Below are 23,432 nucleotides of genomic sequence, written 5' to 3' on the forward strand. Positions count from 1 at the left end.
GATAAGGGACGAGCAGAGTCCGAGCGGCTGGCCCTGCTGCCGCGCGTTTCAGGATATCGGCCATGTACGGAATGATCGTCCAGATGCTCGCTGCGCCCGGCAAGCGCGAGGAACTGGTCGCCATCCTCACCGAGAGCACCGGCGCCATGCCGGGCTGCCTCAGCTATGTCGTGGCGCTCGACGCCGCCAATCCGGACGCGGTCTGGGTCAGCGAGGCCTGGGACAGCAAGGGAAGCCACGCCGCCTCGTTGGAGTTGCCCGAGGTCAAGGCCGCGATCGCGCGCGGACGGCCCTTGATCGGCGGCATGGGAACTTTCGTCGAGACGCAGCCCGTCGGCGGCCACGGCCTCGTCGCAGGCTAGCGGGCGCCCGCCTTCTCATCGCGCTTCACCGCCTGCCAGAGCGCTTCCAGCTCGTCGAGCGTCGCGTCCTTGGCGTGACGGTTCTCGGCCTCGAGCCGCGTCTCGATCCCCCTGAAGCGCCGTTCGAACTTGGCGTTGGCTGCCGCGAGGCAGCCTTCCGGATCGGCGTCGACATGGCGGGCGAGATTGGCGACGACGAAGAGCAGGTCGCCGATCTCCTCGCGAATCGCCGCTTTGTCACCGGAGGCCAGCGCCTCGTCGATCTCGGCCGTCTCCTCGCGGATCTTGTCGAGCACGAGTCTGGCGTCGTTCCAGTCGAAGCCGACGGTCGAGGCCTTGGCCTGCAGCTTCCAGGCTCGCGTGAGGGCAGGGAGGGCTCGCGTCACGCCGGCGAGCACGCCCTTGTCCTCGTCTGACAGGGGCAGGCCGACGGCGCGGTGGGCCTCGGCTTTCTCCGCCTTTTCCTCAGCCTTGATCCGATGCCAGAGCGCCTTGACCTCATTGGGTGAAAGGTCCCGCGCATTGCCGAAGACATGCGGGTGGCGCCGGATCAGCTTCCTGGTGATCGCCTCGACCACGTCGGGAAAGGCGAAGGAGCCTTCCTCCTCGGCCATGCGTGAATGGAAGACGACCTGAAGCAGGAGATCGCCGAGCTCGTCCTTGAGGTCGAGCTTGTCGCCACGCGCGATCGCGTCGGCGACCTCATAGGCCTCCTCGACCGTATAGGGTGCGATGCTCGCGAAATCCTGCTCAAGATCCCATGGGCAGCCGCTGCCCGGCGTGCGGAGTGCGGCCATGATCTCGATCAGCCGGGCGATGTCGCGTGAGGGCTGCAACGCTGCAATTCTCCCTGGAGTGAGGTAGCGTTCCTCCCATGATTCAAGTCACTCCGTCCATCGCGATCGACGAAAGCGAGATCGAGGAAAGCTTCGTGCGCGCCTCCGGTCCCGGCGGTCAGCATGTCAACAAGGTCTCGACCGCGGTCGAGCTCAGGTTCGACGCGCGCCGCTCGCCCTCGCTGCCGAACGACGTGGCGATCCGCCTGATGAAACTCGCCGGCAGCCGGCTGACCCAGGACGGCGTGATCGTCATCGTGGCACAGGCCCAGCGCAGCCAGAAGCGCAATCGCGAGGAGGCGCTGGAACGGTTGCTGGAGCTGATCCGCCAGGCCGCCGTGCGGCCGCAGACGCGCCGCGCCACCAAGCCCACCAAGGCCTCGAAGGAAAAGCGCCTCGCCTCCAAGGAGAAGCGCTCCTCGGTCAAGGCCGGCCGCTCGAAGCCGGGAATGGAGTAGGGTGGCCGCCGATCCCTCGCCCACGCCGCGCGCTGGCAGGCCGGCGCGCAAGCCGCCGCGCCGCATCAGCGCCGACTATCTCCAGCGCGCGGCGATGCACTATCTCGAACGCTATTCCGCGCCGGCCGCGCAGCTTCGCCGTGTGCTCCAGCGCAAGGTCGCGACGAGCTGCCGATATCATGGCGACGAACCCGGGCGCTTCGCTGAGATGCTAGATGAGGTCGTGGCACGCTGCGTTTCGTCGGGGCTGGTCGATGACCGGCGCTTTGCCGAGGCGAGAGCGGCGAGCCTGCGCCGCAAGGGCCGCTCCTCGCATGCCATCGCCGCCAGGCTGAGCGCGAAAGGCGTCGACCGTGGATTGGTCGACGAGGCGAGCCAGGCCACCGCGGAGCAGGAACTCGCCGCCGCACGGCTTGCCGCGCGCCGGAAGCGCCTCGGGCCATGGAGCCGCGGCGACCGGGCGGCAGATCGACAGAAGCACCTGGCCGCGCTGGCGCGAGCAGGTTTCCCGATGCAAATCGCCCGCGCCGTGATCGACGGCGCGGGCGACGAGGATTGACAGCGATGATGGTCCGGCTCAGTCGAGCCTGACATTGGCATCGGCCGCGACCTTGCCCCAGCGGGCGACCTCCGACTTGACGAATTTGCCGAAATCGTCGCCGTAAATCGCTGGAATCGCAGAACCATTCTTCTTCCAGGCTTCGGCGATCATCGGCGCCTTCAGCGCTTTCTCGATTTCGCTGCGCATGCGCGCGACGATCTCGGGCGGCGTGTTCTTCGGCGCGAAGACCGCATACCAGGTCGCGACCTCATAGCCGTCGAGCCCGGCCTCCTTGGCGGTCGGCACGTCGGGAATCGCGTCCGAGCGCGTCGCGGCAGCGACGGCGAGACCACGCAGCGCCCCGCTCTGGATCTGCGGCGCCGAGGAGCCCAATCCGTCGAACAGGATATCGACCTGGCCGGCGACGAGGTCCTGCAGCGCAGGACCGGCGCCACGATAGGGCACATGGGTCAGGTCGGTCTTGGTCTGGAGCTTGAACAATTCGCCGGCAAGATGATGGGTCGTGCCGTTGCCGGCGGAGGCATAGTTGAGCTTGCCCGGGTTCTTTTTGGCGAAGTCGACCAGTTCCGCGACCGTCTTGGCCTGGACCTTGGGATGGACGACGATGACCTGCGGCGGCTGCGCGATGACGCCGATCGGGATGAAATCGGTCTCGATATTATAGTCGAGCTTCGGATAGAGAGCCGGCGCGATGGTGTGATGGGCGGCGCCGACGAGGAAGGCATAGCCGTCCGGCTGCATCTTCGACGCCGCCGAGGCGCCGACCGTGCCGCCTGCGCCGCCGCGATTGTCGATGATGATGCGCTGGCCGAGTTGCTGCTCGAGCTGGGCCGCAAGCGGCCGGGCGAAGGCGTCGGTGCCGCCGCCCGCGGGGAAAGGCACGACGAAGCTGATCGGCCGCTGCGGCCAGGTCTGCGCCTCGGCGGCTCCGCCCGCGGCCGCGCCCAAACCTGCGGCGAGCGCCAGCGCGACGAGCCAATTCGTCTTGATCATGACAACAAGTCCTCCCATCGGATGAAAACCGGGCTCTTGGTGGCCCTGAGATGTCGCAAAGCGACATTTCGCAGATAGTGGAAGGGATTAGGACATTCGCCTCCCGAAATGGCAAGTTGCCCCTTCGACTGAGGCGGAACCCCGGGTTGCAGCATTGACATTGGCCGGCAGGCCGAAGATCACAGCTTGGCCATGAGCCGTCTCGACAGTTTCATTCGCCGTCTCGAAGCGCAGCGCCTGGTCCTGAACTGGGCGGCGGCGGCGATCGCCGATCGCGACGGCCCTGTGCTCGAGCTCGGCCTCGGCAATGGCCGCACCTATGACCATTTGCGAGAGATCCTGCCGGGCCGGTCGATCTATGCCTTCGAGCGCAAGATATCGGCCAATCCGCGTTCGATGCCACCGCCCGAGGCGCTGGTGCTCGGCGAGATGGAAACGACGCTGCCGGATTTCGCGGCCCGGCACGGCCGCAATGCGGTGCTGGTCCATGTCGACGCCACCACCGGTGTGCCGGAGCTCGATCGCGTGCACCTGTCCTGGCTGCCCGGCCATGTCGCGATGCTGGCGGCGGATGACGCGCTGGTACTCAGTGGCTGGGAGCTCGAGCACCTGGCGCTACGCGCAGTGCCATTGCCGGACGCCGTGCCCGATGGACGCTATTTTGCCTATCGGCGCAACGTTGCGATCGACTGAGGCCGTTAATCCCGGCGGCAACAAGTCGGCCCGCCCGCAACCCGGTCGCCGATTTGGCTTGTTCTAAAGCGATAAGAGTGCACGGCTAGCGCATCAACCCGAATAGTGGATTGCGGATTTCGGAAAAGCCGATGCGATCCAGCCGCGTCACCCGTCTCGAATGGAAGCCCTGACATGCCTTCGCTCAGCGTGCGCATCGATCTTGACCCCGACGGCCGGATCGGCCCGGGTAAGATCGAGCTGCTGGAACAGATCGCCGCTTTCGGCTCCATCGCCGCTGCCGGCCGGGCAATGGGCATGTCCTATCGGCGGGCCTGGGAACTCGTCGAAGAGATCAACACCATCTTCGGGAAGCCGGTGGTCGAGCGGCAGACCGGCGGCAAGCAGGGCGGTGGCGCGAGACTGACGACGCTCGGACTTGCCCTGATCTCACGCTACCGCGCCATCGAGAAGGCGACCGCCGAGGCCGCGAGGGTGCATCTCGCGGCGCTTCAGGCGGAGGTCGAGCGCGCCGAGGCGGGCGAGCCGGATCACCTCACCGAGGCGGTCTTGTCGACCAAGATGGGTTCGGGCCGGTAGAGATCCGGAAAGATCCGCTGCAGGCTGGCGACCTTGGGCGCATCGTTGATGACGATATAGGGATGGGCCGGGTTCTTCTTCATGAAGTCCTGATGATAGGCCTCGGCTGGGTAGAAGATGCGGTCGGGTTCGATCTTGGTGACGATCGCCGCGTCGAAGGCCCGAGCCTGGTTGAGCTGGGCGATATAGGCCTTGGCGACGCGGGCCTGCTCGGCATCGGCCGGGAAGATCGCTGAGCGATATTGCGTGCCGGTATCCGGCCCCTGCCGATTGAGCTGGGTCGGATCATGCGCGACCGAGAAATAGATCTGCAGCAGCTTGGCATAGCTGATCTTGCGGGGATCATAGGTGATCTGCACGGACTCGGCATGGCCGGTGCGGCCGCTGCTGACCCTGTCGTAATCCGCTGTCGAACGCTCGCCGCCGGCATAGCCCGAGACGGCATTGCTGACGCCTTCGACATGCTGGAACACGCCCTGAACACCCCAGAAGCAGCCACCGGCAAGCACGGCGACCTTCGGCCCGTCATCCTGGGCGGCGGCGGCCTCCTTGACGCTGGGCACGGGGATGACCCGCGCCTCCTCGGCAGCGAGCGGCGAGAATTTCAGCAGCGCGCCGGCCGCGGCGGCGACAGCGAGCGTCAGCAGGGCGAGGCGGCTGCCACGCAGGATCGGTTTGGTGTGATTGGGATGGTCGGACATGGGATCGTCTCCACGGTCAGCCGAAGGTGAAAGCATAGGCCTGGAGGCCGGGATCGAGAAAGCGTATCTCGAAGGACCGGTCGCCGATCGCGCCCTTTTGACGGACGAGTTGGTAGAGGCGCTGGCCGGTGACGGTGCCGTTGCCCTCGGCGTCGATATCGACGCCATGGTCGGCGCCGGGCGCCGCGCCATCGAGCGTGACGCGGAAGCGCACCGGCTTGCCGTCGGCGCCCGGGCCGAGCACGAGATGCAGGTCGCGGGCATGGAAGCGATAGGTGATGCCGCCATCGGGCGCATCGAGAGCGGCATGTTCCTTGCCGATCGTCCAGTGACCCGAGAGGCCCCATTCGTTGAGGCGGGGCGTACCGGCCTCGTAGACCTTCGCCTTGTCCTCGGCCGCACCGCCGGGCGAGACGAAATTCTCGGCCCGCTCATAGCCGAGATAGGTCTCGGGCGAGCGGACATCCTTCTCGTCCGAGGCCAATTCCGCGCCGGAGGCGCTGACCGAGACGGTGCCTGTCGCGATATCGTTTCGTCCAGCTTCTGCCAGCAATTGCTGGATCACCTTTTCGGACGCGTCGTAGCCGCCCTCGCCGAAATGGTGGTGGCGGATACGGCCCTGCGCATCGATGAAGTAATGCGCCGGCCAGTACTGGTTCTTGAAGGCGCGCCAGATCGCGTAGTCGTTGTCGACAGCGACGGGATAGCTGATCTTCAGATCGGAGACCGCCTGCTTCACATTGTCGATGCGCTTCTCGAAGGCGAATTCCGGGGCGTGGACGCCAATGACGACGAGGCCCTGATCCTTGTATTTCTCGGCCCAGGCCCGGACATAGGGGATGGCGCGCAGGCAGTTGATGCAGGAATAGGTCCAGAAATCGATCAGGACGACCTTGCCCTTCAGCCCTTCGGCAGTCAGCGGCGGCGAGTTCAGCCATTCGACGGCACCGGCGAGCGAGGGCAGGGCGCCTTCGACCGGCAGCGGGCCGCTCTCGCCCTGCGGCTTGGCCGCCATCATCATCGCCGGATTGGCGCTCATCATCATGCCGGGATTGGCACCGGTCATGGCCGGGCCGGAGCCCGTCATGGCGGGATTGCCGCCCATCATCGCCGGGCCGCCGCCGGAGGGCGTCATCGCCGGCGCCGCGGGCCGGCCGGCCGCGACGTCGAAACGGTCGAGCAGGCCCTTTCGAGCGAATTGGTGCTGGCAAGCGAGACGCGCGCCAGGAACCCCGTATCGAGCCCGAGCGCGATCGCAACGACCGCGGCGAGCACCGCGACACCGCCGGCACGGCGCAGCCATTCTCCCGCGCCGAGCGAGCGCTTCATCGCAGCGAAGACCTTGCCCCCGGCCAGCAGCGCCAGCGCCAGTGAGGTCGCGGCGCCGAGCGCATAGGCCAGCAGCAGGAACGAGGTCTGGGCATTGGCGCCCTGCAGCGCTGCGCCGGTCAGGATCAGGCCGAGGATCGGCCCGGCACAGGGCGCCCAGAGCAGCCCCGTGGCGATGCCGAGCAGCAGCGAGGGCAGGACCGCGCCCGAGCCGCTGCCGCCCTGTTCAGCCGCCTGCGACAGCCGCCCGCCGAGCGCGACCAGCGGGCGCGTGAGCCTGTCGGAGATGGCTGGAAACAGCAGTGCGAGGCCGAACAATGCGAGCAGCGCCATAGCGGCGAGGCGGCCGTACTGGTTGGCCTCGACCGCCCAGTTGCCGCCGACCGCCGCGAGCGTCGCGACCGCGGCGAAGGCGGCGGCCATCCCGACGAGCATTGGCAGCCCGCTCTTCAGGAAGGGCTGGCCGGCGCGCGCGAAGACGAAAGGCAGAACGGGCAGGATACAGGGGCTGACGATCGTCAGCACGCCGCCGAGATAGGCAAGCAGAAGCAGAGTCATCGGGTTCGGCCTTCGCCGTCAGGCCGCCAGCGGCTTGAACGCCATGGCGACGCCGTTCATGCAGTAGCGCAGCCCGGTTGGCTTCGGCCCGTCGTCGAAGACATGGCCGAGATGGCCGCCGCAGCGGCCGCAATGCACGGAGGTCCGGACCATGCCGAAGGTCGTGTCGCTCTCGGTGCCCACCGCCTTGTCGTCGATAGGCGCCCAGAAGCTCGGCCAGCCGGTGCCGCTGTCGAACTTGGTGGTCGAGGAGAACAGGTCCTGCTCGCAGCCGGCGCAGGCGAAGGTGCCGCGACGCTTCTCCCTGTCGAGCGGGCTCGAATAGGGCTGTTCGGTCGCGCTCTGGCGCAGCACGGCATATTGCTCGGCACTAAGGAGCTTGCGCCATTCGACGTTCGTGCGCGTCACGGCAAAGGTCTCTGCGGCCAGGGCGCTGCGGCCCCGCAACGCCAGCCCGATCGCGGCCGTGCTCGCCAGGCTCTTCAACAGAAAGCGCTTCGTGATCATCGGCCAGTCCCCGTTCCGATTCACCGACCTGCCCCAGCAGTCGTGCCGCAGATAAGGCGCTATTTTTTGACAGGAATAGCGCGCATCGCGCGCTTGTGATCCACGGCGACGGCTTCAACCGGGCGGGCCACCGGCAATGAGTCGAAGCGAACCCTCGAAATAGGGCTGAACCCGCAGGTGTCCGTAGCGTCTGTCCCAGTCGCCGCTCGCAAGGTCTCGGCCCAGGGCCGCGACGAAGCGCTCGCCGATGGCCGGATCGACGAAGCTCCAGGCCGAGTTCGCCAGCCGCGCGCCGGGATCAAGCAGGGCCTCGGGGCGGCCGTAGTAGGCCTCGCCGAAGCCATCGGTGCAGCGCAAGGGGATCGGCACGGCCAAGGTCTGCACGTTGGCGCCCAGTGCCCGCTCGATGGCGGCGATGGGCGGATAGCGCCTCGCCTCCACCGCGATGACCTCGGGAGCATAGTGGGCCAGCCAGAAGCGGTCGAGCTCGTCGGGATCGCAGGTCATCACCAGCACGGGCCCGCGTGTCACGCGTCGCATTTCGGCGAGCCCGCGCCGGAGGTCGGACCATTGATGCACCGTGAAGGTCGCCATGCCGGCATCGAAGCTGTCATCGGCGAAGGGCAGCCGCTCGGCGACGGCATCGATCGCCGCGGCGAGATGCGCCGGGCGCTGCGCCCGCATCGAGGCCGAAGGCTCGACGGCAGTCACGGCCCGGTCGGTTGGCTCGTAGGAGCCCGCACCGGCTCCGACATTCAGCACTGTCTGCGCATCTCCGAGCAGGTCGTTGACCAGCGCGGCGATTTGCGGGTCCGGCTGGCGATAATGGGCATAGCCCGAGCCGATCACGCTGTAGTTCGCATCGCCCGCGCTGCCATCTGCATGTCTTGCATCCATATCTCGCCTCACGTCCAGAACGTCGCTGCAATGTTGAACCAAAGGCTTACGCGCGCGTGACAATCGCTTAGCTGCCCTCTATCGTTATAGCCAAATGAAAATAACGAAAGAGGCGCGGGGATGCTCATCGAAGGCCAATCGCTCACCACCTGCGAAATCGAGCCCGACGGCAGCGCGATCATGCTCGGGCTGATCGACGACCGGGGCGAGGCGCGCAAGCTGCGCCTGCCTGTCGAGCAGGTCGGCGCCCTCGCCATGACCTTGCCCTCGCTGATCGAGCGGGCGCTGAAGACGCGCTATCGCGATTCCAGCCTGCGCTATGCGTATGAGTTGGGGTCGTGGACGCTTGAACAGGCTTCCGATCCGCAGACGCGCATGATGACATTGCGGACGACAGACGGGTTCAGCGTCTGCTTCTCGCTGCCGCTGGCGCAGGGCGAGGCCTTGAGCGAGGCGCTCGCGCGGTCGCATCAGCGGGATGAGCCCGTGCGGGCGAACTGACGGATTTCTTCCGGCCGGCATCTGGCTGGCCCCAACCGCCTCTGGAGACGACCATGGCGCACGAACTGCAATTCTATATTGACGGCGAATGGGTGCAGCCGAGCGGCAGCCGGACGCTCGGGGTGATCGATCCCTCGAACGAGGAGCCCTTCGCGACGATCGCGCTCGGCGAGCAGGCCGATGTCGACCGGGCCGTCGCGGCTGCGCGCGCCGCCTTTCCGGCCTTCGCTGCGACCTCGCGCGAGGAGCGGCTGGCGCTGATGCGGCGCCTGCTCGAAGCCTACAAGGCCCGCTATGACGACATCGCCGCGACCTTGTCGCGCGAGATGGGTGCCCCGAAGGATCTGGCGCACCGTGCCCAGGCCGGCATGGGCACGGCCCATCTCGGCAAGATGATCGAGACCCTGGAGAACTACGCTTTCGAGGAGCTGCGCGGCACGACCCTGATCGCCAAGGAGCCGATCGGCGTCGTCGGCATGATCACGCCGTGGAACTGGCCGATCAACCAGATCATGTGCAAGGTCGCGCCCGCGCTCGCCGCCGGCTGCACCATGGTGCTGAAGCCGAGCGAGATCGCTCCGCTCAACGCCATCATCTTCGCCGAGGCGATGCACGAGGCCGGGGTGCCCAAGGGCGTGTTCAACCTGGTCAATGGCGACGGCCCGACCGTCGGCGAGGCGATCGCGCGCCATCCGGGCGTCGACATGGTCTCCTTCACCGGCTCGACCCGCGCCGGCATCCTCGTCGCCAAGGCGGCGGCCGATACGGTCAAGCGCGTGCACCAGGAGCTCGGCGGCAAATCGGCCAACATCATCCTCGACGATGCCGACCTCAGGAAGTCGGTGAAGCTCGGCGTCGAGAGCGTGATGCGCAACTCCGGCCAGTCCTGCAACGCGCCGACCCGGATGTTCGTGCCGTCCGCTCTGCATGACGAGGCGGTCGCGATCGCCAAGGCGGTAGCCGAGCCGCTCAAGGTCGGCGCGCCCGGCGCCGAGGGCACCTGGCTCGGCCCGGTCGTCAGCGAAACGCAATACAACAAGATCCAGCGCCTGATCGAGGCCGGCATCAGCGAGGGTGCCGATCTCGTCACCGGCGGCCCGGGGCGCCCCGAGGACCTCAACCGGGGCTATTACGTCCGCCCGACCGTCTTCGCCAATGTCACCGACGAGATGACGATCGCGCGCGAGGAAATCTTCGGGCCGGTACTCTCGATCCTGCCTTACAAGAGCGATGAGGAAGTGATCGCCCGGGCGAATGACACGCCCTACGGGCTGGCGTCCTATGTCCAGTCCGGCTCGATCGAGCGCGCCCGCAAGGTCGCGGCGAAGATGCGCAGCGGCAATGTCTATATCAACTATCCGGCCTGGGATGCGGGCGCTCCGTTCGGTGGCTACAAGCAATCCGGCAATGGCCGCGAATACGCCGATTTCGGGCTCGACGAGTTCTTGGAGATCAAGGGAACGGTCGGCTACGCGGCCGCCTGAGCTACGGACGACATGAGAAGGGAGCGCAGCGTGATTGTTTAGCTGCGCTTCATATGGCGTTGCCTGGTTGCGTGCTTATCGCGGCGCAATCAGCATCCCAGATAAGGGGCGCCATGTCGCTCGCGGAGCTTCCACTGCCCGCGAGCGCTCGCAGTTCCAGTTCCTTATCGAGGACATCTCCATGTCTCAGCCAAATGCAGCCCAGTCCGGAACCTTCCGGATCGGCAATGATATTGAAGTCAACCGCCTCGGCTTCGGCGCCATGCGCATCACCGGGCGCGGCATCTGGGGCGAGCCCGCCGATCATGCCGAGGCGATCCGCACCCTGAAACGTCTGCCGGAACTCGGCGTGAACTTCATCGACACCGCCGATTCCTATGGGCCGGATGTCTCGGAGAAGCTGATCCGCGAGGCGCTCCATCCCTATTCCGGCCTGCTGATCGCCACCAAGGGCGGCTTGACCCGCGGCGGCCCCGACCAATGGACCCCGAAGGGCGATCCCGATTATCTCATCGGCCAGGCCAAGAAGAGCCTGCAGAAGCTCGGCGTCGAGCGGATCGACCTCTGGCAGCTCCACCGCATCGATCCGAAGGTACCGCGCGACGAGCAGTTCGCTGCGGTGAAATCGTTGCTCGACGACGGCATCATCCGCCATGCGGGCCTGAGCGAGGTCTCCGTCGCCGATATCGAGGCCGCCCGGAAAGTCTTCCGGGTCGCGACCGTGCAGAACCGCTACAACCTCGTCGATCGCGGCAGCGAGGACGTGCTGGATTATTGCGAGCAGCACGGCATCGGCTTCATCCCGTGGTATCCGCTCGCCGCCGGCAATCTCGCCAAGTCCGGCTCGCTGCTCGACACGATCGCGCATCGCCAGGGCGTCGGGCCGAGCCAGGTCGCGCTGGCCTGGGTGCTGAAGCGCAGCCCGGTGATGTTGCCGATCCCGGGCACCTCGCAGGTGGCGCATCTCGAGGAGAATGTCGCCGCGGCGGCGCTCGCGCTCTCGGACGATGAGTTTGCTGGGCTCGATCGCGCCGGCAAGGCCGAAGCCGGCCGCTGATCAGCCTCTGGCGCGATAGGCTTTGCCGGAGACCAGCCGGTGGAAGCCTGTCCCGATCAGCACGATCGCGAGCGCGCCAAAAAGCACGGGCGTGATCAGGAAAGGCCAGGGCGCCCCTGCCATCAGCACGACGAGCGGATCGGCGCCCGCCGGCGGGTGTAGGGTTCCGGTCAGGGACATGCAGCTGATTGCAAGTCCGACGCCGAGCGCCAACCCGAACGGCGTCGGGCCGACCAGCGCCAGCACGCAAAGCCCGGCGATCGTCGAGATCAAATGACCTCCGATGACGTTGCGCGGTTGCGCCAGCGGGCTTTGCGGAAGGGCGAAGACGAGCACGCAGCTCGCGCCGAAAGGCGCGATCAGCAGGAGCGCCCCGCTCTGCAGGCCGCCGATGGCGAGGGCGAGGATGGTGAGGAATCCGCCCAGACCAGCCAGCAGCGCTTCGCGCAGGCGCAAGGCACCGTGCGGCAGGCCCAGACGGGAGCGCAGAGGTTGGACGATGGCGGTATCGGCCGCGTCAGGTGGTGGCATGATGTCTCGCTCGGCAAAGGCGTAGGGCAGGGGGCGGCGGCTCCGATGACCGGCGCCGCCGCGGGGCAGCTCGTGCTCAGCCGGCCTTCCGGAACTTCGCCGCTTCCTCGGAGCCGCCGGTGGCATTGCCCTTCGAATAGGAATGGGCGCCGGTGCCGGCGAGTGCGCCGCCCTGGACGATCAGGTACTCGTCGCGGATCGGCCGGCCCTCGAACCAGCATTCCAGGATCTCGCGCACGCCAGCCGCATAGCGCGCCTGGGCCGAGAGCGAAGTGCCGGAAATATGCGGTGTCATGCCGTGATGCGGCATCGTCCGCCAGGGATGGTCCTTCGGCGCCGGTTGCGGGAACCAGACATCCCCCGCATATCCCGCGAGCTGGCCGTTTTCGAGGGCGCGCCCGATGGCGTCGCGGTCGCAGAGTTTGCCGCGCGCGGTGTTGACCAGATAGGCGCCGCGCTTGAACAGCTTGAGCGTCTCCTCGTTGATCATGTGCTCGGTCTCCGGATGGAGCGGGCAGTTGAGCGTGACCACGTCGCAGACGCCGTACATCTCCTCGCGTGTCGCGTGCCAGGTCAGGCCGAGCTCGTGCTCGACCTCGGCCGGCAGCCGATGGCGATCGGTATAGTGCAGGTGCATGTCAAAGGGTTTCAGGCGACGCAGCACGGCCAGCCCGATCCGCCCCGCCGCGACCGTTCCGACATGCATGCCCTCGACATCATAGGAGCGCGTGACGCAATCGGCGATGTTCCAGCCGCCCTGCACAACCCATTGGTAGGACGGGATATAATTGCGCACGAGCCCGAGGATCATCATCACCACGTGCTCGGAGACGCTGATCGAGTTGCAGTAGGTGACCTCGGCGACGGTGACGCCGCGATCGATCGCCGCCTGCAGGTCGACATGATCCGAGCCGATGCCGGCCGTCAGCGCGAGCTTGAGCTTCGGCGCCTTGGCGATGCGCTCGGCCGTCAGATAGGCCGGCCAGAAGGGCTGTGAGATGACGATCTCGGCATCGTGCAGCTCGCGCTCGAGCTGCGAGTTCGCTCCGTCCTTGTCGGAGGTGACGACGAGCGTATGGCCCAGCGATTCCAGGTATTTGCGCAGTCCGAGCTCGCCCGAGACGCTGCCGAGCAGGGTGCCCGGCTGGAAGTCGATCGCCTTCGGTGTCGGTAGCGTCTGGCCGCCGGGATAGCGCTCGATCTTGGGCAGGTCGTCGCGCGCATAGGATTTCGGATAGCCGTCGACCGGATCATCGTAGAGGACGCAGACAACCTTTGCCATTTCGGGGCTCCCTTGACTGTGAGGCAAAGAGGAAGCGCCCGCCCGTCCAATGACGATCGGCAATATCGGGTGATCAGGGCCTGCTCTATTTGGCTGAGCCGATCCCTGAGGTGATACTGGCTGGTTCGCGTTTCCTCGTTCGACTGTTGCTCGGCTTGCTTTCAGCTTCGTGCCGCGTCGAACGATTTGAGGATTGCGCGGCGGGGTGATCAAATCCAATGAAAGTTTTGGAAGGCTTGATCGAAGGCGTCGATGGAGACGCGCCTATCCCATCGCGCAGCTCGGCCGCGAAATCCATGCCGGCAAGGCTTGCCGCGAGTGCGTTCGCCATGGCCGAGCTCGGCTCGCGGTCGGACAGCACGAGGCCGATCGTCTGGCTCTGTTCGGGCTCGACCAATCGCACGGCCGCCAGATCGGCGGCAGCACCGAACAGATAGAGGAAACTATCCGGCACGATGCTGGCCCAGCCGCCCTGGCGCAGATGCGAGCACAGCGCCAGGAACGAGTTGCTGACCACCGTCGGCGCAATCGCGACGCCGACGGAATCGGCGAGCCGATTGATGATGCGCCGGTTCTGCATGTCCTCGCTGAGCAGGCAGAGCCGCGACCCGGCCGCCTCGCGCCAGGTCAGGCGCTCGCGCGAGGCGAGCGGGTGGTTCCGCCCGGCAATGAAGATGAAGCGTTCGCGGTAGAGCGGCAGGCGCCGGACATGCTCGATCGGCTCGTTGTCGAGATAGGTCAGGCCGCCATCGATCTCGAAAGCGTCGAGTCCTTGCGCGATGGCGCGCGAGGTCAGCGACAGGATCTCGATCTTCGCGTCGGGATGGCAGGCCAGGAAGCGGGCGCTGAGCAGCGCGATGGCCGGCATCGCCGCCGGGATGACGCCGAGCCGCAACGTGCCGGTCAGGCCGCTGCGCAGCCCCGTGAGGTCTTCGCGCAGGCTGCCGTAATCGGCGAGGATCTGGCGGCCCCAGACCAACAGCTTCTCGCCCTCTGGAGTGAGCCCGACGAATTTGTGGCTGCGGACGACGAGCTGCGCCTCGAGATCCTCCTCGAGCTTGCGGATGGCAGCCGACAGTGTCGGCTGCGCGATGTTGCAGGCGTCGGCCGCGCGGGCGAAGTGACGTTCCCGTGCGAGCGTGACGAAATAGGAGAGCTGGCGAATGAGCATCGGAAAGCCCGGGTAATCGTTATTCCCATTGGGATATATCGATTGCCAAAGATAGCCAAGCCTTCGCCTCACATTGAGTGCTTCCGGCAGCCGCGGAAGCCCATCGGAAACCCGCCATTCCAATTGGAAAAATTTGCCACGAGGCGCCGCTTGCCCGTTTCGCAGAAGTGCATCCGGTCGGCGGAAATCAAAGTTCCGAGTGAATATAACGACGCGCCTGATCTCATCTAACGCAATCTAACGAGTTTTCGCGGTTGCCGCACTGGTCTGGAAGCGCGGAGGCGGCGATGGTCCGGACGTCGGAGACACGGGGCGGATCATGCAACTCAGCTCGCAGCAGGCGCAGGTCATCATCGACGGCGCACAAGCAAAGGCCGGCGAGATCGGCCTGCCCGTCGTCATCGCCGTGCTCGATGCCGGCGCGCATCTCAAGGCTTTCAGCCGGATGGACGGTGCCGTGCTGGCCTCGATCGACATTGCCAAGCGCAAGGCTGCGACGGCCGTGCTGTTCCAGGCCAATAGCGAGGCGGTCTGGGACTATTGCAAGCCGGGTGCTCCCGCTCCGGGGCTGGAGCTCACCAATGGAGGGCTTGCGCCGTTCGGCGGCGGCATCCCGCTGAAGGGGCCGGACGGAGCCGTCATCGGTGCGCTCGGCGTCTCCGGCGGCTCGGTGCAGCAGGACGTCGAGGTCGCGCAGGCGGCGCTCGCCGCCTTCGAGCGGCTATCGGGCTGACCTCGCGCGGCCACGCCAATCCAGATTCAATCAACAGAGGAAAGACCGATGTCCAAGACCATCCTCATCACCGGCGCGGGCTCCGGCTTCGGCAAGGCCGCTGCGATCGGCATGGCGAAGAATGGCCACAGCATCATCGCCACCGTCCAGGTCTCCTCACAGGTGACGCCGCTGCGCGAGGAGGCTGCGTCGCTGGGCCTGAAGAATTTTCAGGTCGAGCGGCTCGACCTGACCGATCCCTATGACATCAAGCAGGCGCAGGGCTGGGATTTCGACGTGCTCTGGAACAATGCCGGCATGGGCGAGGCGGGGCCGGTCTGGGAAATCCCGATCGAGCTCGTGCGCAGGAATTACGAGGTCAATGTCTTCCTGCCGCTCGTGCTGACCCAGGGCGTGGTGCAGCGCTGGGTGCGCGAAGGCAAGCAGGGCAAGGTCGTGTTCACCTCGTCGATGGGCGGCCTGTTCACCCCGGCGAACTGGGGTACCTATGTCTCGACCAAGCACGCGCTCGAGGCCTTTGCCGAGGCGATGCAACACGAGCTCGCCGGCTACGGCATCAAGGTCCAGACCATCAATCCCGGCGCCTATTACACCGGCTATAACGAGACCATGGCCGATAATCCGTTCCGCTGGCTCGACGACAGCAAGAATTTCACCAAGCGCGCCGAGCTGCGCAAAGGCTTCGACGACTTCTTCGCCACGCCAGAGGGCAAGATGGATCCTCAGGAGATGATCGACCGGATGATCGAGATCGTCCCGGCCGATACGGGCAAGTTCCGCAATGTCTGCCCGAAGGCGATCGAGGACATGCTCAAGGCGCATCAGCTCGCCGCCTGGGAGAACCAGATCTGAGAGCCGGACCGACTGCCCCGTCCGCCCCCTCGCATCTGCCGTCGGCGGCCGGCCCCAAGGCGACGGCCGTCCAAAGGCTTTCCCAAAAGGACCATGAGATGAACAGCAGACAGTCGACCAACCGACGCCGCGGCGCTGGCCTGCTCGCGGTCGGTCTGGCAGCACTCCTTGGCGCCCCGGCCGCGCTGGCGCAGCCAGGTGACAACAAGGCGATCGTGCAGCGTGCCTTCGCGGCCTGGGCGGCCGGGACCGGTGGTCCCTATGACCTCCTCACTGATGACGCGAGCTGGACCATCACCGGCAACTCGCTGGCCTCGAAGACTTATGGCAGCCGCGAAGCCTTCATGAGCGAGGTGATCAGGCCCTTCAACGCGCGCATGAGCACAGGACTGAAACCAACCATCCGCAATCTCTATGCCGAGGGCGACACCGTCGTCGTCTTCTTCGACGCCAGCGGTACCGCACGCGACGGCAAGCCCTATGCCAATACCTATGCCTGGTTCCTCGATATGCGCGGCGGCAAGATCGAGAGGGCTCACGCCTTCTTCGACAGCATCGTGTTCAATGATTTCTGGAGCCGCGTGAAACCGGCTCAGTAGTGCACTTAGAGCATATTCGAGCGAAGTGGACGCCGGTTCGCGTGAAGAAAATGCGTCAAAACAAATAGATAGCGGATTTTCGCGATTCGAAGAAACGCGGAAATGCTCGAGACGGAGGCCACCATGGCAACATGGTTCATCACCGGGGCTTCGCGCGGCTTCGGCGCGCGTATCGCCCGGCTCGCCTTGGCGAAGGGCGACAATGTCGCCGCCACCGCGCGCAACCCGCATGCGGTGAGCGAGCAACTCGGCGAGCATCCGAATCTGCTGCCGCTGGCGCTCGACGTCACCGACGAGGCGCAGTGCCGGGCCGCGGCCGCGGCCGCGGTCGAGCGTTTCGGCCGGATCGACGTGCTGCTGAACAATGCCGGCTACGGCCTGCTCGGCGCGGTCGAGGAAGCCAGCGCTGCCGAGGTCGAGGCGCTCTACCGGACGAATGTCTTCGGACTGCTGGCCGTGACCCGCGCCATCTTGCCCCAGATGCGGGCGCAGCGCTCCGGCCGCATCCTGAACATCTCATCGATCGGCGGTTATCGTGCGGGCGCAGGCTTCGGCGTCTACAGCTCGACCAAATTCGCCGTCGAGGGGCTGTCGGAATCGCTGCATGCCGAACTCGCACCGCTCGGCATCCATGTCACCGTGGTCGAGCCCGGCTATTTCCGCACGGATTTCCTCGATTCCTCCTCGCTCGCGGTGAGCAAGGCCTCGATCGCCGACTATCACGAAACAGCGGGCAAGGTGCGCAATGTCGCCTCCGGACTCAATCACGAGCAGCCCGGCGATCCGGACAAGCTGGCAAAGGTCCTGGTCGATTTCGCCGATGCGCCCAATCCGCCGGTCCGCCTGCCGCTCGGGAGCGATACGGTCGCGGCGATCGCCGCCAAGCACGCCTCCGACGACAAGATCCTGGCCGAATGGCGGGCCATCTCGGTCTCGACGGATTTCGTCCCGCCGACCGCCGCCGTCTGATCGGACCGCGCCGCTCTCCAAACGTCGTCTGCTCGATTGTCAGCGCTATGCTCGCTCGAATATAACGGAAGCGAGAGCGCAGGATCGGTCGAGTCCATGGTCCGAGAGAACGAGATCCGCAAGGCCGAGATGGCTGTCGAGCCGCCGCCGGCCAGCGATGCCGGCCTGGTCTTCATCGGCCGGATCCGCACGCCCTGGACCTCGCGGCTGACCTGTCCGCGCCAGGGCAGGGCGGACGGGCCGATCTGCCGGATCGAGCTGTTCGAGCCCTGGGTGGCCGCGCTCGACGGCATCGAGCGCTTCGAGCGGCTTGAGGTGCTGTACTGGCTGCATCTGTCGCGGCGCGATCTCGTGCGCCAGAGCCCGGCCGATGATGGCCAGACCTATGGCACCTTCTCGCTGCGCTCGCCGGTCAGGCCCAATCCGATCGGCACGTCGATCGCCCATCTCGTCGGGCGTGAAGGCCCGGTGCTGCTGGTGCGCGGCCTCGATTGCCTCGACGACACGCCGCTGCTCGACCTGAAACCCGACCGCAGCCTGTTCACGCCGATCGCGCCGCCGCAACCGGGCGACTTCGAGATCGGCGATAGTCAAAGCGCCGCAATGGCGGAGCGGACATGATCGCGGGCCCTTTGGCCGAGCAGGAGCAGAAAAGATGAGATTTCGCACGCTGATCGCTTCCCTGACCCTGGCCGCGCTGTCGCTGCTGGCCGTGCCGGCCTGGGCCGACCGACTGGTGACCGACCAGCTCGGTCGCCAGGTCAAGATTCCCGACAAGGTCGCCCGCGCCGTCGTGCTGCAGCACCAGGCGCTCAACCTGATCGTCCAGCTCGATGCGGTCGACGAGGTCGTCGGCATCCTCGACGACTGGAAGCGCCAGCTCGGCGCCAATTATGTCCGGCTCGCACCCCAGCTCGAGAAGCTCCCGACGCCGGGCGGGCTGACCAAGGTGAATATCGAGGCACTGCTGAAGCTGAAGCCGGATGTCGTCTTCGTCACCCACTACGCGCCGCCCGACATGATCAAGCAGATGGAGAACGCCGGCCTTGCGGTGATCGGCATCGCGATGATGACGGCGCCGCCGACCGAGGCCGCCAAGCTCAACCCCGTCGTTGCCGACGAGGAGGCCGCCTATGCGACCGGCTATCCCGAGGCGATCCGGCTGATCGGCGACATCCTCAACCGCAAGCAGCAGGCCGAGGAGCTGATCACCTATTCGCTGGAGAAGCGGAAGGTGGTTCAGGACCGGCTCGCCGACCTGACGGAAGCGCAGCGCGTGCCGGTCTACATGGCCAATCCCGATCTCACGACCTATGGCACCGGCAAGTATACCGGGTTGCTGATGCGCCGCGCCGGCGCGGCCAATGTCGCAAGCACCATCGTCGGCTACAAGCAGGTCTCGATGGAGGACGTGCTGAAGTGGAATCCGGCGGTGATCTTCGTGCAGGAGCGCTATCCATCCGTCGTCGACGAGATCAAGCGCGCTCCCGCCTGGCAGCCGATCGACGCGGTCAAGAACGGCCGGGTCTACCTGATGCCTGAATATGCCAAGGCCTGGGGGCATCCGATGCCGGAGGCTCTCGCCCTCGGCGAGCTTTGGATGGCCAAGACTCTCTATCCCGCGCGCTTCGCCGATATCGACCTGCAGAAGGAGGTCGACGCTTACTACCGGCGCTTCTACCGCACGGGCTACGATTCCTTCCACTGAGCCGGCCTCGCGCGTGTCACGCTCCGCTGCGGCCGGGAGCCTCAGGCCCGGCCTCGTCATCGCCATTCTCGCGCTGCTGCTGCTTTTGGCAGCGCTCGTCTCGCTCGGCCTCGGGCGCTACGAGATCCCGCCGTTGCGCGTCGTGCAGATCCTGTTCTCCGGCATCCTCCCCGCCGACGCCGGCCTGTCGGAGATCGAGCGTAATGTCGTTCTCAATGTCCGCTTGCCGCGTATCCTGACGGCGATCTTCGCGGGTGCGGGCCTGGCGCTTTGCGGTGCGGCGCTTCAGGGCGTCTTCCGCAATCCGCTGGTCGGCCCGCACATTATCGGCGTCTCCTCGGGCGCAGCCTTCGGCGGCACGCTGGCGATCCTGCTCAGCGCCTCGCAGAGCCTGTTGCTCTTACTGGCCTTCGCCTTCGGCGTGCTTTCGCTGCTGATGGTCTACGCGCTGCACGCGCTGGTCGGGCGGCGCAACATGCTGGCGCTCGTGCTCGCCGGCGTCATCATAGGCGGCTTCTTTGGTGCGCTGGTCAGCCTGGCGCAGTATCTCGCCGATACCGAGGAGAAGCTGCCGCGCATCGTCTTCTGGCTGCTCGGCAGCTTCGCCACCGCCGATTACGAGAAGCTCCGGCTGATGCTCGGGCCGCTGCTGATCGGAGGCGTGCTGCTGATCCTGCTGCGCTGGCGCATCAACATCCTCTCGCTCGGCGATGATGACGCGCAGGCGCTCGGCATCTCGGTTGCCGGCACGCGCTGGCTGATCCTGGTGCTGATCGGGCTCGTCGTCTCGGCCCAGGTCGCGGTCAGCGGCGTCATCGGCTGGGTCGGGCTCGTGGTGCCGCATATCGCCCGCATGCTGGTGGGCCCCGATCATCGTCCGCTGCTGCCGGCTTCGCTCATAGCCGGCGCGCTCTACATGGTTCTGATCGACGATCTCGCCCGGACGATGACCGACAGCGAGATCCCGCTCGGCATCCTCACCGCCTTGCTCGGCGCGCCGATCTTCGTGCTGATCTTCTTCCGCAGCCAGCGGGGAGGACGCGATGGCTGAGGCGATGATCACGATCAACCGGGCCGGCCACAGCTATGACGGCAGGCGCTGGCAATATCGCGCGCTCGACCTCACGGTGACGCGCGGCGAGGTCGTCGCGGTGCTCGGCCCCAATGGCCGCGGCAAGTCGACCTTGCTGCGCTCGATCGTCGGCCTGAACCGGCCGAGTGCGGGGTCGATCGCAACGAGCGGCCCCGTCGGTTTCGTGCCGCAGGATTTCAGCGCGCCCTTCTCCTACAGCGTGCTCGATATCGTGCTGATGGGCCGGGCGCGCCATATCCATGCGCTCGGCGTACCGGGAAAGCGCGATATCGCGATCGCGCGCAAGGCCTTGGCGACGTTGGGGATCGAGGATTTCGCCGAGCGTGGCTTCGACACGCTGTCGGGCGGCGAGCGGCAGCTTGCCCTGATCGCCCGGGCGCTCGCGAGCGAATGTCCGATCCTGCTGCTGGACGAGCCCGCCTCCGCGCTTGACCTGAAGAATCAGGACCTGGTCCTTGGCTTCATCCGGCAAATCGCGGGCATTGGGGGGTTGACGGTGGTTTTCACCACGCATCAGCCCAACCATGCGCTCGCTGTGGCCGACCGCGCACTGCTGATGGGCGAGGGCGACAGCTACCGGATCGGCACGCTCGCGGAGGTAATGACCGAGGCCAACCTGGCGGCGCTCTATCATCTGCCGGTCAGGATGATCTCCTATGCCGAGGATGATGTGGAATTGATCACCTTCGCGCCGACATTCCGCTCGCAATTCGAGCGGGCGCGCGCGGAGCGCCATGATGGGCAAGAGCCATGACGATTTCTGCCGTTGATGGCGCTGCCGCAGCAGGAGCCGTTCCCGTCGTGCTCTATGCCGCAGGAAGCCTGCGCCCGGCCTTCGAGCAACTGCTTCCTGCCTTTACGCAAAAGACCGGCCACGAGATTCGGACCACGTTCGGGCCGGCCGGCTTGCTGCGGGAGCGGATCGAGCGCGGCGAGCGCGCCGATATCTTCGCCTCCGCCAATATGGCGCATCCCGAGCGCCTCTTCGCACAGGGGCTGTTCGAGCAACCGGCCTGTTTCGCCCGCAATCGCATCTGCGTGCTGGCGCGGCGCGAGCTCGGCCTGACCTCCGCGAATCTCCTCGAGATATTGCTCGATCCACAGATCAAGCTGGGCACCTCGACGCCAGAGGCCGACCCCTCCGGCGATTATGCGCTGGCGGTGTTTGCGCGTGCCGAAGCCGTTCGGCCCGGCGCCGAGGCGATCCTGACGGCGAAGGCACGCCACCTCGTCGGCGGCCGCCAGCCACTCGCTCTTCCGGAAGGCCGTGCGGCCGGAGAATGGCTCATCGCGACCGGTCAGGCCGACATCTTCCTGAGTTATTGGACGAGTGCGCAACAATCGGCCGGCAATGCCGCAGTCGAGATCATCAAGCTTCCGGCCGAGCTGAGCATCGTGGCGGAGTATGGGCTATCGATGGCGGCGCAGGCGGTTCCGGCGACCTCTGTATTGGCGCGCCATATCATGTCCGATGAAGGACAGCGCATTCTTCAAGACCGGGGCTTCGACGCGGCCCGAACCCCTTAGCGAGCCGCGTCGCGGCAGCGGCGCATGGAAGCGTCGGTCGCTTGCGCTTGTCTTGAGCGCACCGATAGCGGCCATACCACCAAGACCGGTGAGGCCGGCATTCCTGAATGGGCCCGCGGCACGTCCGCCCCGACCCTGTTGAGCAAGTCAGCACGCAGGGCAGCCCGCGTTCGGCGCTGGCGCAAAGGCGCGCGCCTATTGACGGCGACAGCATCAGCTCAGTCGACACGCCCTGCCGTATTGATGACGCATTCACCCATCACCAAAATATATCTACTAGACTTTTGAGAATAACCATCCGATCAATTCACGTAACTAGGATCATCTATCAAAGTATTGGAGATTAATTAGAACGAATTTCGAAACAAATTCGCAGACGACTCGCCAAACTCTTGAATCATCGCCGATTTCATCCTGCCCGTCTTAACGAACCTGCGAGTAGACATGCCAATCGCCATGACCGACGCTCCGAGGCTCGACGGTACCCGATGCCTCATCATGGGAGGCGGCGGCTTTCTCGGTGTCCACCTGGCCAATGCCTTGATTCGTCAGGGCGCCGTGGTGCGCGCCTTCGGGCGCAGCCTGACCGATCCCACCGAGCTCGATAGGCGGGTCCGCTGGAGCTGCGGACATTTCGAGGATGTCGAGGCGGTCGCCGAAGCGGCGCGCGGCCAGGAGATCGTGTTCCACCTTCTGAGCGGCTCCGTGCCGGGACAACCCGGCCAGAAACCGGCTTCCGATCTCGAGACGAACGTTGTCGGCACCTTGCGCTTGCTTGACATCTGCAACGCGGCCGCCGTCAGGCGCGTCGTCTTCGCCTCGTCGGGCGGCACCGTCTATGGCCCGGCTGAGCGGTTTCCGACCCCTGAAGCTGCGGCTACCGATCCGATCTCGGCCTATGGCGTCGGCAAGCTCGCGATCGAAAAGTACCTTGCCCTCTATCAGCATCTCTACGGGCTCGAATATCTCGCCCTGCGCATCGCCAACGTCTATGGGCCGCTGCAATCGACATTGAAGCGCCAGGGCGTCGTCGCGGCGATGCTCGACCATGCGCTCGCCGGCAAGCCGCTGGAGATCTGGGGCACGGGCGAAGTGGTGCGCGATTTCGTGCATGTCGACGATGTCGTCTCGGCCCTCCTGCTGGCGGCGACCTATGACGGCCCGCACCGCGTCATGAATGTCGGATCGGGGACCGGGCTCAGCATCAATCAGGTCGCGAGCGATATCGAGGCCGTCGCCGGCACGACCAGCCTGTCGCGGATCTATCGCGCCGGACGTGCCGCGGATGTGCCGGTCAATATCCTCGATATCTCGCTGATCACCCGGGAGACGCCATGGCGGCCGAGGCGTCCCTGGCTCGATGGCCTGCGCAGCACCGCCCGCTGGATGGCGGCCCAGCGCCAGGGCCGGCTCGTTTGACGCGGCACGGAATCTCGAAGGTCGCGGGGAG

26 protein-coding genes and 1 pseudogene are annotated in these 23,432 nt (G+C 66.1%); 18 read left to right on the forward strand and 9 right to left on the reverse strand.

Annotation, left to right across the window (positions count from 1 at the left end; genetic code table 11):
* Window positions 1-62: 62 nt before the first annotated feature.
* Window positions 63-362 carry a putative quinol monooxygenase gene (locus tag EV560_RS15285; RefSeq protein ID WP_131856621.1) on the forward strand — a complete coding sequence of 100 codons (300 nt, stop codon included), beginning with the start codon at window positions 63-65 and terminating at the stop codon, window positions 360-362.
* On the opposite strand, the gene mazG is transcribed toward EV560_RS15285, so the two are convergent.
* Window positions 359-1,198 carry a nucleoside triphosphate pyrophosphohydrolase gene (gene mazG, locus EV560_RS15290; RefSeq protein WP_131856622.1) on the reverse strand — a complete coding sequence of 280 codons (840 nt, stop codon included), beginning with the start codon at window positions 1,196-1,198 and terminating at the stop codon, window positions 359-361. The two genes, EV560_RS15285 and mazG, sit on opposite strands and share 4 nt — an antisense overlap.
* Before the next feature lie 38 nt (window positions 1,199-1,236).
* Here mazG and arfB point away from each other — a divergent pair, with 38 nt between their 5' ends.
* Together arfB and EV560_RS15300 are read left to right on the forward strand one after the other, a co-directional pair.
* A complete protein-coding gene (arfB, locus tag EV560_RS15295; protein WP_131856623.1) occupies window positions 1,237-1,656 on the forward strand; it encodes an alternative ribosome rescue aminoacyl-tRNA hydrolase ArfB in 420 nt (139 codons plus the stop codon).
* A gap of 1 nt (window position 1,657) precedes the next feature.
* Window positions 1,658-2,215, forward strand: a complete 558-nt coding sequence (locus tag EV560_RS15300) for a regulatory protein RecX (protein WP_248312055.1) — start codon at window positions 1,658-1,660, stop codon at window positions 2,213-2,215.
* 18 nt (window positions 2,216-2,233) lie between these two features.
* Here the strand turns inward: EV560_RS15300 and EV560_RS15305 are convergent, their stop codons facing one another.
* Complete coding sequence (locus EV560_RS15305) at window positions 2,234-3,211, reverse strand: Bug family tripartite tricarboxylate transporter substrate binding protein (protein ID WP_131856624.1); 978 nt, start codon at window positions 3,209-3,211, stop codon at window positions 2,234-2,236.
* 192 nt (window positions 3,212-3,403) lie between these two features.
* On the opposite strand from EV560_RS15305, the gene EV560_RS15310 reads away from it, so the two are divergent.
* Together EV560_RS15310 and EV560_RS15315 are read left to right on the forward strand one after the other, a co-directional pair.
* A complete protein-coding gene (locus tag EV560_RS15310) occupies window positions 3,404-3,904 on the forward strand; it encodes a class I SAM-dependent methyltransferase (protein ID WP_131856625.1) in 501 nt (166 codons plus the stop codon).
* 174 nt (window positions 3,905-4,078) lie between these two features.
* Window positions 4,079-4,483 carry a winged helix-turn-helix domain-containing protein gene (locus tag EV560_RS15315; protein WP_131856626.1) on the forward strand — a complete coding sequence of 135 codons (405 nt, stop codon included), beginning with the start codon at window positions 4,079-4,081 and terminating at the stop codon, window positions 4,481-4,483.
* On the opposite strand, the gene msrA is transcribed toward EV560_RS15315, so the two are convergent.
* From msrA to EV560_RS15340, 4 genes and pseudogenes are all read right to left on the reverse strand, one after another.
* Window positions 4,435-5,184 carry a peptide-methionine (S)-S-oxide reductase MsrA gene (gene msrA, locus EV560_RS15320; protein WP_131856627.1) on the reverse strand — a complete coding sequence of 250 codons (750 nt, stop codon included), beginning with the start codon at window positions 5,182-5,184 and terminating at the stop codon, window positions 4,435-4,437. The two genes, EV560_RS15315 and msrA, sit on opposite strands and share 49 nt — an antisense overlap.
* A gap of 16 nt (window positions 5,185-5,200) precedes the next feature.
* Window positions 5,201-7,071: pseudogene (locus tag EV560_RS36405) on the reverse strand (cytochrome c biogenesis protein DipZ).
* An 18-nt stretch (window positions 7,072-7,089) separates the two neighbouring features.
* Complete coding sequence (gene msrB, locus EV560_RS15335; RefSeq protein ID WP_131856630.1) at window positions 7,090-7,578, reverse strand: peptide-methionine (R)-S-oxide reductase MsrB; 489 nt, start codon at window positions 7,576-7,578, stop codon at window positions 7,090-7,092.
* Window positions 7,579-7,692: 114 nt separating this feature from the next.
* Window positions 7,693-8,475 (reverse strand): class I SAM-dependent methyltransferase, encoded by a 783-nt coding sequence (locus tag EV560_RS15340; protein ID WP_131856631.1) that lies wholly within the window; start codon window positions 8,473-8,475, stop codon window positions 7,693-7,695.
* A gap of 120 nt (window positions 8,476-8,595) precedes the next feature.
* On the opposite strand from EV560_RS15340, the gene EV560_RS15345 reads away from it, so the two are divergent.
* The 3 genes from EV560_RS15345 to EV560_RS15355 all read left to right on the forward strand — a co-directional run bounded on the left by EV560_RS15345 (window position 8,596) and on the right by EV560_RS15355 (window position 11,517).
* Complete coding sequence (locus tag EV560_RS15345) at window positions 8,596-8,976, forward strand: hypothetical protein (protein WP_131856632.1); 381 nt, start codon at window positions 8,596-8,598, stop codon at window positions 8,974-8,976.
* Between the two features lie 53 nt (window positions 8,977-9,029).
* On the forward strand, window positions 9,030-10,460 hold the full coding sequence (locus EV560_RS15350) for an aldehyde dehydrogenase family protein (RefSeq protein WP_131856633.1): 1,431 nt from the start codon (window positions 9,030-9,032) through the stop codon (window positions 10,458-10,460).
* Between the two features lie 181 nt (window positions 10,461-10,641).
* Entirely contained in the window at window positions 10,642-11,517 is an 876-nt protein-coding gene (locus EV560_RS15355; RefSeq protein ID WP_131856634.1) for an aldo/keto reductase, read from the forward strand.
* On the opposite strand, the gene EV560_RS15360 is transcribed toward EV560_RS15355, so the two are convergent.
* The 3 genes from EV560_RS15360 to EV560_RS15370 all read right to left on the reverse strand — a co-directional run bounded on the left by EV560_RS15360 (window position 11,518) and on the right by EV560_RS15370 (window position 14,501).
* Complete coding sequence (locus tag EV560_RS15360) at window positions 11,518-12,048, reverse strand: HPP family protein (RefSeq protein ID WP_131856635.1); 531 nt, start codon at window positions 12,046-12,048, stop codon at window positions 11,518-11,520.
* Between the two features lie 76 nt (window positions 12,049-12,124).
* Window positions 12,125-13,330, reverse strand: a complete 1,206-nt coding sequence (locus EV560_RS15365; protein ID WP_131856636.1) for an NAD-dependent formate dehydrogenase — start codon at window positions 13,328-13,330, stop codon at window positions 12,125-12,127.
* An 85-nt stretch (window positions 13,331-13,415) separates the two neighbouring features.
* Window positions 13,416-14,501, reverse strand: coding sequence for a LysR family transcriptional regulator (locus EV560_RS15370; RefSeq protein WP_131856637.1), 1,086 nt, complete (start codon window positions 14,499-14,501; stop codon window positions 13,416-13,418).
* Window positions 14,502-14,820: 319 nt separating this feature from the next.
* Between EV560_RS15370 and EV560_RS15375 the strand changes: the two genes are divergently transcribed.
* The 10 genes from EV560_RS15375 (at window position 14,821) to EV560_RS15420 (ending at window position 23,401) form a co-directional block, all read left to right on the forward strand.
* A complete protein-coding gene (locus tag EV560_RS15375) occupies window positions 14,821-15,234 on the forward strand; it encodes a GlcG/HbpS family heme-binding protein (RefSeq protein WP_131856638.1) in 414 nt (137 codons plus the stop codon).
* Between the two features lie 48 nt (window positions 15,235-15,282).
* Window positions 15,283-16,086, forward strand: coding sequence for an SDR family oxidoreductase (locus EV560_RS15380; protein WP_131856639.1), 804 nt, complete (start codon window positions 15,283-15,285; stop codon window positions 16,084-16,086).
* 98 nt (window positions 16,087-16,184) lie between these two features.
* On the forward strand, window positions 16,185-16,685 hold the full coding sequence (locus EV560_RS15385) for a nuclear transport factor 2 family protein (RefSeq protein WP_131856640.1): 501 nt from the start codon (window positions 16,185-16,187) through the stop codon (window positions 16,683-16,685).
* 123 nt (window positions 16,686-16,808) lie between these two features.
* On the forward strand, window positions 16,809-17,654 hold the full coding sequence (locus tag EV560_RS15390) for an oxidoreductase (protein WP_131856641.1): 846 nt from the start codon (window positions 16,809-16,811) through the stop codon (window positions 17,652-17,654).
* Between the two features lie 96 nt (window positions 17,655-17,750).
* Entirely contained in the window at window positions 17,751-18,275 is a 525-nt protein-coding gene (gene tsaA, locus EV560_RS15395; protein WP_131856642.1) for a tRNA (N6-threonylcarbamoyladenosine(37)-N6)-methyltransferase TrmO, read from the forward strand.
* A gap of 34 nt (window positions 18,276-18,309) precedes the next feature.
* Window positions 18,310-19,362, forward strand: a complete 1,053-nt coding sequence (locus EV560_RS15400) for an ABC transporter substrate-binding protein (protein WP_131856643.1) — start codon at window positions 18,310-18,312, stop codon at window positions 19,360-19,362.
* 13 nt (window positions 19,363-19,375) lie between these two features.
* Window positions 19,376-20,413: a FecCD family ABC transporter permease gene (locus EV560_RS15405; RefSeq protein WP_131856644.1), complete on the forward strand. Its 1,038-nt coding sequence runs from the start codon at window positions 19,376-19,378 to the stop codon at window positions 20,411-20,413.
* Window positions 20,406-21,209 carry an ABC transporter ATP-binding protein gene (locus EV560_RS15410; protein ID WP_131856645.1) on the forward strand — a complete coding sequence of 268 codons (804 nt, stop codon included), beginning with the start codon at window positions 20,406-20,408 and terminating at the stop codon, window positions 21,207-21,209. Before EV560_RS15405 ends, EV560_RS15410 begins: the two co-directional genes overlap by 8 nt.
* 47 nt (window positions 21,210-21,256) lie before the next feature.
* Window positions 21,257-21,982 carry a substrate-binding domain-containing protein gene (locus EV560_RS15415; protein WP_165923479.1) on the forward strand — a complete coding sequence of 242 codons (726 nt, stop codon included), beginning with the start codon at window positions 21,257-21,259 and terminating at the stop codon, window positions 21,980-21,982.
* A 456-nt stretch (window positions 21,983-22,438) separates the two neighbouring features.
* Window positions 22,439-23,401 carry an NAD-dependent epimerase/dehydratase family protein gene (locus tag EV560_RS15420; protein WP_165923480.1) on the forward strand — a complete coding sequence of 321 codons (963 nt, stop codon included), beginning with the start codon at window positions 22,439-22,441 and terminating at the stop codon, window positions 23,399-23,401.
* The last annotated feature ends 31 nt before the right edge of the window (window positions 23,402-23,432 follow it).

Source organism: Allobosea sp. BK604, assembly GCF_004341515.1.
In the GTDB taxonomy this organism is placed as follows: domain Bacteria; phylum Pseudomonadota; class Alphaproteobacteria; order Rhizobiales; family Beijerinckiaceae; genus Allobosea.

Excerpts from the sequence above, each read along its gene's own strand:
- EV560_RS15345 (WP_131856632.1), top strand. The coding sequence starts at position 8,596 with ATGCTCATCGAAGGCCAATCGCTCACCACCTGCGAAATCGAGCCCGAC.
- arfB (WP_131856623.1), top strand. The coding sequence starts at position 1,237 with ATGATTCAAGTCACTCCGTCCATCGCGATCGACGAAAGCGAGATCGAG.
- EV560_RS15365 (WP_131856636.1), bottom strand. The coding sequence starts at position 13,330 with ATGGCAAAGGTTGTCTGCGTCCTCTACGATGATCCGGTCGACGGCTAT.
- EV560_RS15355 (WP_131856634.1), top strand. The coding sequence starts at position 10,642 with ATGTCTCAGCCAAATGCAGCCCAGTCCGGAACCTTCCGGATCGGCAAT.
- EV560_RS15305 (WP_131856624.1), bottom strand. The coding sequence starts at position 3,211 with ATGATCAAGACGAATTGGCTCGTCGCGCTGGCGCTCGCCGCAGGTTTG.
- EV560_RS15370 (WP_131856637.1), bottom strand. The coding sequence starts at position 14,501 with ATGCTCATTCGCCAGCTCTCCTATTTCGTCACGCTCGCACGGGAACGT.
- EV560_RS15340 (WP_131856631.1), bottom strand. The coding sequence starts at position 8,475 with ATGGATGCAAGACATGCAGATGGCAGCGCGGGCGATGCGAACTACAGC.
- tsaA (WP_131856642.1), top strand. The coding sequence starts at position 17,751 with ATGGTCCGAGAGAACGAGATCCGCAAGGCCGAGATGGCTGTCGAGCCG.
- EV560_RS15410 (WP_131856645.1), top strand. The coding sequence starts at position 20,406 with ATGGCTGAGGCGATGATCACGATCAACCGGGCCGGCCACAGCTATGAC.
- EV560_RS15375 (WP_131856638.1), top strand. The coding sequence starts at position 14,821 with ATGCAACTCAGCTCGCAGCAGGCGCAGGTCATCATCGACGGCGCACAA.
- EV560_RS15310 (WP_131856625.1), top strand. The coding sequence starts at position 3,404 with ATGAGCCGTCTCGACAGTTTCATTCGCCGTCTCGAAGCGCAGCGCCTG.
- EV560_RS15385 (WP_131856640.1), top strand. The coding sequence starts at position 16,185 with ATGAACAGCAGACAGTCGACCAACCGACGCCGCGGCGCTGGCCTGCTC.
- msrB (WP_131856630.1), bottom strand. The coding sequence starts at position 7,578 with ATGATCACGAAGCGCTTTCTGTTGAAGAGCCTGGCGAGCACGGCCGCG.
- EV560_RS15390 (WP_131856641.1), top strand. The coding sequence starts at position 16,809 with ATGGCAACATGGTTCATCACCGGGGCTTCGCGCGGCTTCGGCGCGCGT.
- EV560_RS15285 (WP_131856621.1), top strand. The coding sequence starts at position 63 with ATGTACGGAATGATCGTCCAGATGCTCGCTGCGCCCGGCAAGCGCGAG.
- msrA (WP_131856627.1), bottom strand. The coding sequence starts at position 5,184 with ATGTCCGACCATCCCAATCACACCAAACCGATCCTGCGTGGCAGCCGC.
- EV560_RS15380 (WP_131856639.1), top strand. The coding sequence starts at position 15,283 with ATGTCCAAGACCATCCTCATCACCGGCGCGGGCTCCGGCTTCGGCAAG.
- EV560_RS15360 (WP_131856635.1), bottom strand. The coding sequence starts at position 12,048 with ATGCCACCACCTGACGCGGCCGATACCGCCATCGTCCAACCTCTGCGC.
- EV560_RS15400 (WP_131856643.1), top strand. The coding sequence starts at position 18,310 with ATGAGATTTCGCACGCTGATCGCTTCCCTGACCCTGGCCGCGCTGTCG.
- EV560_RS15315 (WP_131856626.1), top strand. The coding sequence starts at position 4,079 with ATGCCTTCGCTCAGCGTGCGCATCGATCTTGACCCCGACGGCCGGATC.
- EV560_RS15420 (WP_165923480.1), top strand. The coding sequence starts at position 22,439 with ATGACCGACGCTCCGAGGCTCGACGGTACCCGATGCCTCATCATGGGA.
- EV560_RS15350 (WP_131856633.1), top strand. The coding sequence starts at position 9,030 with ATGGCGCACGAACTGCAATTCTATATTGACGGCGAATGGGTGCAGCCG.